Annotated in this window: 7 protein-coding genes; 3 read left to right on the top strand and 4 right to left on the bottom strand. The window is 58.6% G+C overall.

Features of this window, described 5'->3' with window-relative positions; genetic code table 11:
• Nucleotides 1-481: 481 nt before the first annotated feature.
• The 3 genes from EN884_RS19730 to EN884_RS19720 form a co-directional block, all read right to left on the bottom strand.
• On the bottom strand, nucleotides 482-1,273 hold the full coding sequence (locus EN884_RS19730; protein WP_063168559.1) for a class I SAM-dependent methyltransferase: 792 nt from the start codon (nucleotides 1,271-1,273) through the stop codon (nucleotides 482-484).
• A gap of 36 nt (nucleotides 1,274-1,309) precedes the next feature.
• Nucleotides 1,310-2,605 (bottom strand): hypothetical protein, encoded by a 1,296-nt coding sequence (locus EN884_RS19725; protein ID WP_063168560.1) that lies wholly within the window; start codon nucleotides 2,603-2,605, stop codon nucleotides 1,310-1,312.
• A 66-nt stretch (nucleotides 2,606-2,671) separates the two neighbouring features.
• Nucleotides 2,672-5,005, bottom strand: a complete 2,334-nt coding sequence (locus tag EN884_RS19720) for a hypothetical protein (protein ID WP_063168561.1) — start codon at nucleotides 5,003-5,005, stop codon at nucleotides 2,672-2,674.
• Between the two features lie 215 nt (nucleotides 5,006-5,220).
• Between EN884_RS19720 and EN884_RS19715 the strand changes: the two genes are divergently transcribed.
• Nucleotides 5,221-5,490 (top strand): hypothetical protein, encoded by a 270-nt coding sequence (locus tag EN884_RS19715; RefSeq protein ID WP_063168562.1) that lies wholly within the window; start codon nucleotides 5,221-5,223, stop codon nucleotides 5,488-5,490.
• 73 nt (nucleotides 5,491-5,563) lie between these two features.
• A complete protein-coding gene (locus EN884_RS19710) occupies nucleotides 5,564-5,869 on the top strand; it encodes a hypothetical protein (protein WP_013530780.1) in 306 nt (101 codons plus the stop codon).
• 49 nt (nucleotides 5,870-5,918) lie between these two features.
• Here the strand turns inward: EN884_RS19710 and EN884_RS19705 are convergent, their stop codons facing one another.
• Nucleotides 5,919-6,347 carry a DoxX family protein gene (locus EN884_RS19705; RefSeq protein ID WP_063168563.1) on the bottom strand — a complete coding sequence of 143 codons (429 nt, stop codon included), beginning with the start codon at nucleotides 6,345-6,347 and terminating at the stop codon, nucleotides 5,919-5,921.
• 199 nt (nucleotides 6,348-6,546) lie between these two features.
• Here EN884_RS19705 and EN884_RS19700 point away from each other — a divergent pair, with 199 nt between their 5' ends.
• Nucleotides 6,547-6,738 carry a hypothetical protein gene (locus EN884_RS19700; RefSeq protein ID WP_013530778.1) on the top strand — a complete coding sequence of 64 codons (192 nt, stop codon included), beginning with the start codon at nucleotides 6,547-6,549 and terminating at the stop codon, nucleotides 6,736-6,738.
• Nucleotides 6,739-6,906 lie beyond the last annotated feature (168 nt).

Genomic DNA, 6,906 nt, shown 5'->3' with positions numbered 1-6,906 from the left:
GTGTTTCCTTTCCGCCCTTCCGGGCAGTTGTTCAGTTTTTGATTTTTGGTATGTTCGCCGGGTGGAGGTTAGGCTTGGCGCGGGCGATTATGATTCTGGATATCATTCGCCAAGTTGGCAGATACAGACTTAAAATTCTGAGTATCGGCAAGAGAATCGTGCGCTCGGTAAGTCATTGACGCACCTAGGACGCGCAAAAGCACATATGCCTGACATAAGACATTTAGTTTTAGGAGTCCTCATCGGCGCCTTCTCTATCGCGTGGGTAGTTATTGCCACGATAGGGGTGCGGCGAGAGACGCGAGCGTACAACAAAAGCCTGAGAGACATCGATGAGAAGCTCCGTCAGGATAAAGATCAATGAATGAGTCTTCGGCGCGTTGACGCTGCGGAAATGATCAACAGGACTTCAGTCGAAGCGCCGCGACAACTCGTGCTGGATACAAGTAACTGAGGTCGGAGTTCGAAAATTCAGTTTCAGCTAGTTCTTTTTGAAGACGAACAGCTTTGTGTGAAACGATACTGGACTGATCACTAAGTCGATCGCGCGTCGTAAGGTCACCATCGGTCGCGACCGGCTCTCATACAATGGTTCAAGCAGGCGCTTGAACAAATTGCTTTCCCGCATCAACCCCAGATATCCGCCCCTGGACCGACTTTCCAAAAGCCGGAACCCCATCCCGCTGATCGTTCTAATTGTGTCGTTCGGGGTGAAGGCAAATTGGTAAAATCGAGCCATGTCCGCGGCACTCACATCTTCGTATCGACCGAGCCGCATCTTTAGACGCCTCAATGGCGACACGCTGGGGACAGTTAGGAAAAGGAGTCCGCCAGGTTTCAGCACTCGGCGTACCTCCTCGATGATCGATGCGTAACCATCCTTGAAATGTTCGATCACCCCTAAGGACCACACCCCTTCGAAAAAGGCATCCTCGAATGGCATTTCTCGCACGTCGCCGAGAACGATATTAAGTTCGGGGGCGTGCTTCTTGATTCTAGCGATGGTTACGGGGGCAAAGTCTAGTCCGTATGCCTCGAACCCGGCGTGATGGAGCCCAAAGACTGTGTTTGCCACACCGCAGCCTGCATCAATCACTCGATCAGGCGGGCTTAAATACTTTCGGGTAACATGCTGGACAAAGACGCTCTTTTTCCGAATGTCCGTTGCTGTTAGGGATTGCGCCCAACGATCGTCCCAGAATCCTTCGTCGGCTGGTTGGTCGATGAATACAAGACGATCATGCTGCCGATCGAGATATACCTGCTCCACCATTCATTTGCCTCCCCCAAGGCGCCGCTCAACGTCAGTTCATTTGCCGTAGTCTCGACCCACAATCGGAACAGCCGGAATGCTGGTATGGAAGCGCCCGAAGAGCAGTACCCACACCAAGACCTGAATCGTCACGAAACCGACGAATGGCTGCCGTGCCTGCGCAAGAACATTCTCCAAGGCATTCCGGTGCGCATAGACCCCAATCACGCTGCCGAGGATGATCCAGAAGAAGAACCACATACCCTTACTTTTGAGCGAAGCATGATGCAACGCCACCAACGCTCCGCCATAGATCAACCCAAATACGATCACAACGGGAATACCGCCAATCGCCCACGCCTGCCCCCAGAATGTACCAGCCAAGCCGTACAACGCCTGTGAAAATATCTGGGTCTGGAGCACCGTGTTGAACCCAGTGCTGTCGAAGCCGAAGGCCGACGGCTGAATTAGCAGTTGCGCCAAGGTATCGCGAACCGTGTTCCACCATGGATAGGTCGTGCTACTCCTAATCAGCCCTTCGATGTTTTCATGAGTGCCGAAGGCTTCCCAGGAGGCCACCATAGCCATCGGATCAGAACCGCCTGTCAGCATCCTGCCAAACGGCAGGTCGCGTTTGTAGGCCAGATAGAAGGGCTTCATAAAGAAGATGATCGCAAGCGTCGCCAGCCCGATCGCCCATGCCTTCCAATGCAGGGCCGCCTTCGTTATCGGCCACTCCCACAATAACACGATGGCAAACGCCATTGCCAAGATCACCGGGACCGTCCGATCACCCGCGATCGCATTAAGTGCGACCATTAACGCAAAGATGGCTTGATAAATACGAGCGCCGCGACCCCATGGCCTATCGAAATAGATTGATGCCAGAAGACCGATGCCGCTGACCCAACGCCACACGATGGAAATGAGCCCACCGACGGCGTCATAGATGTCGGCACGCTCCATCGCGTACCACTCAAGTCCAGCCCTGTTTGCCATCCATGCATAGCAGGCTAAAGAAATGATCAGCGCGCACCGAATGAACCAGATGACCCGCATCGGGTGCAGTTGGTAACAAGGGGGACGCCTGCCGCCCACAGACGAAGGCATCAGCAGCAGCGCCAACCCGAACCCTAGCCAAGCAGCGACCATCACCAGAATTGCTTCCGACGACGCCGGCTCAAGATATGGCACCAATCCTTTCGCGCTCACAGGCCGCGTGAAGCCAATCAGCGCGGGCACCGAATAAGCAAGAAGGCCGATATAGCCAATCGCTACAACAGAAACCCGATTGTGGCGGGCCACAAGTATAAAGGTGGTCACGGCCACCATTGACCACAGAGCGAGGACCATATCTTTCGTTCGACTATTTGGATCAAAAAAGCAACCTAGGCGATTCGGTCATTCACAACGACAAAGTCACAACTCGAAATCGCCCGCCCAACCGACTGTCGCGCTGACCACCCATGAGCCCGTTGCGTATGCCTCCAGGGTTACACGCTCGCCGGGATCGAGAATGAGATATTTGCCTGCACCGCCGCCCTTGATCGTGTCCGTCCCGTTGGGCTCGATGTTCATGACATGGGTTGCGTGTACCCCGGCAAAGCCGATCCGAAGGCCAGGCACGGCAGGCGGCAGCGTATGTGTGCACGTCGCGCCGGCGCTGTTGTTGTGGCAGAGTGCCCGGTTGTGAAGCCCGGACAGCGTTGTGTTAACGCTCAGATTGATCGGCACACTCGACGTCCCCTGCAGGCCGGGATTGTTGCCGCCAATAAACCTGGTCACGGTGCCGGCCGTGATGGAACTGCCGGTGCCATCGCCAACCCATTCCGTCATGTCAAAGCCATCGACCAGCATTTCGTCTATCGCGCCGCCGGTGGTTACCCGAAAGGCAACGCCAATGGAGGTCGGGTTCTTCAGGGCGATGTCCCTGAGACTGGCTTTGCGCAGCCGTTGGCCCACCGAAAGATTGAACCGGACGCCATGCGACTGGGTGTTTCCCCTGATGCCAGAAAGGCTAAGGCTCGCCGGTGTCACTACGTTCGCAACGACAATGGCGTCGGTCGAGCAGTTCATCAACGTGCCCGGGCCGATCGCAAGTGGCGTCTGGTAGGGCGCGGCGATTACGGCTGTGGCACCTGACGTTCCGCCCGTGATAGTCTCGCCAGCCCGAAAGATGCCGGCCGAACCGCGCACATAGATGCGCTGGGTCGCGCTGTTTGCCGTTTTGGCAATCGCAGAGGTGCCTCCAGTGATTGTTTCAGCGGCCTGAAACGTTCCGCTTATCGGCAAGACCCTCAGCACGTTGGCAAAGAAGTCGACCAAGATGCCCGTCGCGCCGGATGAACCGCCTGTCACCGTCTCACCGAGTTCATAGTCGAGGGTTGAACCGGTAATGACGATTTCAAAATGTTGGAACCGCAGGGTTCCGGTCGAGCCAGAGGTGCCGCCGCTGACCGTTTCGCTAATCGCAAACGATCCAACTTGCGAGCTGAGGGCGAACTGATATTCGCCGTTTGGTTCCAATTGCAGGGCTGTGTTGTAGCGATCGATGTACCAGTTATCGAGCCGGCCCGACTGAATCTGAACGCCGAAGACGTTACCGGCAGAACTACCGGAGAGCCGGTTGCCGATTGCCTTGACATTCGAAATGACGATCTCGCTGTTGGCGTCAGTCGCAGCTACGCCAATCAGACAGTCATTCGCCACCACGTTAGTTATGATCCCTCGCGGATCTCGCGCACCGGTCATCTCCACCCAGACACCGGCGGAGGGGCTGTCGAGATGTGCATCGGCGAAAACCCCGTCGACCAACACGTCGGTGGTGTTTAGATTCCCCGTATAGGTCAACACGACACCGTCGCGTTTGCACTTCGCCGACCGGATGTTGCGCACGATCGGCTTGCGGACGCCGGCCACGTAAACCGTGTCGCCAAACTCGCCGCCGGTTGGCGTGACGATGTTATAGCCGTCAATGTCCTCAATCGTCGGGCTGTCGACACAGAGCGCCATCACACCGGCAAGGCCGAGATTGCGGACTTTCACGCCGCGGATTGTCGGCCGCTTCCGGCGTGCACCAGTGGAGAGGCCGACGCGAATACCGATAGAAGCCTGGTAGCCGGCATGTGATCCACCATCAATCGTGAGGTCCCCGTCTATCAGGACGTCATCGGCAGCGATATCGATGACGGGATGGTGGCCGGTAACGGCACCGACTGGCGCGCGCAGGATCAGGGCAGAGCCGCCCAGGCATTCGACGCGCTTCTTCGCTGTCGAGATCGTATGGTTGCCGTCGGTCTGGTAGGAGCCGTCAATCAGCACATGCGGATAGCTGCCCGCGAGCAGTGCACTGATAGCAGCCGTGGCATTTGTACCGTTACCACGCGCCCCGAGCATTGATGCCGTCACCGGGGTCGAGGCGAGCGTATAGCCTGTCTTCGTCATGCCATCGCTCAGCATGATCACCAAATCCCCGACATTCGTTCCATTCTTGCGGTACACAGCGCCACTGCCTGCCACCTGAGAGCTGTCGTAGAAGGCGGTGCGGATGTATGTGGGTGCTATCGGTGGGGAAAATGCCTCCGCCGTCGCCTTGGTCGCGAATTGCGGATCGAGCACGGTTGTCATGGCGCCCGTCGCTACGTCCGCAGCGGCCTGGGCCTGGTCGATGATGCCTTGCGCGGCTGCCTGGATATCCCCGACTGTGTCGTCGGACTGGTAGAACGACAGCACAATGTCGTCGGTGCCGATCACAGGGTTCAGCGTCTGGAAGGCGAAGCTGCACTCACCCCGTCAACCACTTTCTGAGAAAAAATTCCTAGTCTGGTCGAAACTCCCGCGCTGAGCGACGCTGGCAAAGCGCGTAAAACCCTGCTTTTGCCGGCGGCTGGTCATAAGCCGGCAGGTGTGAAATCATTCGTCGAAGCTCATGGAATGATTCCCGTCGCACGGCCTTGTGGGAGAGGACGATGGACAGACCAGCCATGGCATCCGTGTTCAGGATGCGGCATGCACCAGCCACGGTTTCCGGCGTGTGCAGCACCGGCCAGGGTCAGGCCGATCCAGTCATCCGCGTGCGTTCGCTGGGCGAAGCCATCCGTTTCGTCGCCAACGCCTACCCCCAATACGACGTCGGCGCCGTCGCCATCAGCTGTGGGGATGTTTCGATCGGCAGCCTCGGCAACCTGGAGGTCAAGGCGCTGTGGCGCGAATATGGCGAACGGCTGACGCAGGAATAGGCGTTCGCCCGCAGCCTTTCTGGAGCGGAAATGCCGCTCGTGCGTTTCAACCCCAGCCACGGGAGCAATCGCCATGAATGTCGCCAACCTGCAACTCGAAGGCCTGTTGATGGCCGTCGCCTCGATCAATCGTCTCCTGGTTCAAAAGGGGGTGCTGACGGCGGAGGAAATCGACCTGGCCCTGCGCAAGACCGAGGCCGGCGAAACCAACGAGGAACGATCCGAAGGCATGTCCGCATCCAGCCGCGACGCCGTCAACTTTCCGATCCGGCTGCTGGAACTCGCCAACCAGTGCCAGCCGGAGGCGGAGCTGCCGTCCTTCTCAAAGCTGGCCCGCATGGTCGGCAAGATAAAGGAACCCTACAACGACCAGCTGTGAACGGTGCCGGCGGGCCGGCATGCGTCCGCGGTGGCCCACTGCCCTCGCCTCAAGCCCTGCCCGGCCATCCCAAATTGAGCGAAAGCACCTTGCCCGGTCCATGCACCGCCGCAAACAGCAGTCCGGCCAGGAACGAAAAATGGTCGATGAAGAAGCCGAACTCGGCCTGGTTGCCGGCCCAGTGGCTGGGTCCGTGGAAGGCAAGGGCCAGGAACAGCACATAGGCGGCGGCGACAAGGGCCGCCTGCGTGAAGAAGGCGCCGGTCAGGAAGCACAGCACCAGCGCGACTTCCAGGATCGCCGCGCACCAGGCCAGGAACAGCGGAAACGGAAAGCCGGCGGCGGCGATATAGCCGGCGGTGGCCGCCATGCCCATGAATTTGAACGTCACCGCCATCAGGAAGACGCCGGCGAAGATCAGCCGGGCGATGAGAAGGGCCGCGGTCTGCCACGGCGATTGAGTGATTTGCGACGACATGCTCGTTCTCCAGCTTTGCAGGTTGCTCGCTCCTAGGACGCGCGACGGACGCCAGATCCGACACACCAGGCCAATTTTTCTCGACAGGGCGCTTGCCGCGGGTCGAAGCAGGCTTCGAAGCCTCACACCGACGGCAAGGAGCGATTTTCGGTTTGCCGGCCGACGGTATAGCGTTGCTCCCTCAAAGGGGGAAACGGACATGGCCAAGGCATTGACCATCGGCGCACCGCGGCATCCGGCGATGAGCACCGCCTACGAACAGGAATGCAGGGATATGCTGGCTCCGCATCTCGACGCCCTGCTCCGCAAGGTCGAGGCTGCCGGCTGGGACCGCGGGCAGGCCGCCTCGGCGCTCATGTATCTCGCCGCGATGCGGCTGAAGCCGGCCTGACGACACGCCGGCCCGAACGGCTCTCCGGCGCATCGCGATTGAAACTTGTTGGTAATCACGAATGTGATATTGTTAGCCGGGGCTAATGCAGCGGTGTGCCGGTGCAGCAATTTTGGGTGGGCTGAAATTTGCGAACAAGCGTCAGGTTTGGGGCGATACCTCGTGGCG

It is taken from the genome of Mesorhizobium sp. M7A.F.Ca.AU.001.01.1.1, assembly GCF_004022735.1.
GTDB classification, from domain to species: domain Bacteria; phylum Pseudomonadota; class Alphaproteobacteria; order Rhizobiales; family Rhizobiaceae; genus Mesorhizobium; species Mesorhizobium ciceri.
The sequence above is the reverse complement of the archived record's forward strand: the minus strand, read 5'-3'. Positions and strand labels throughout refer to the sequence as shown.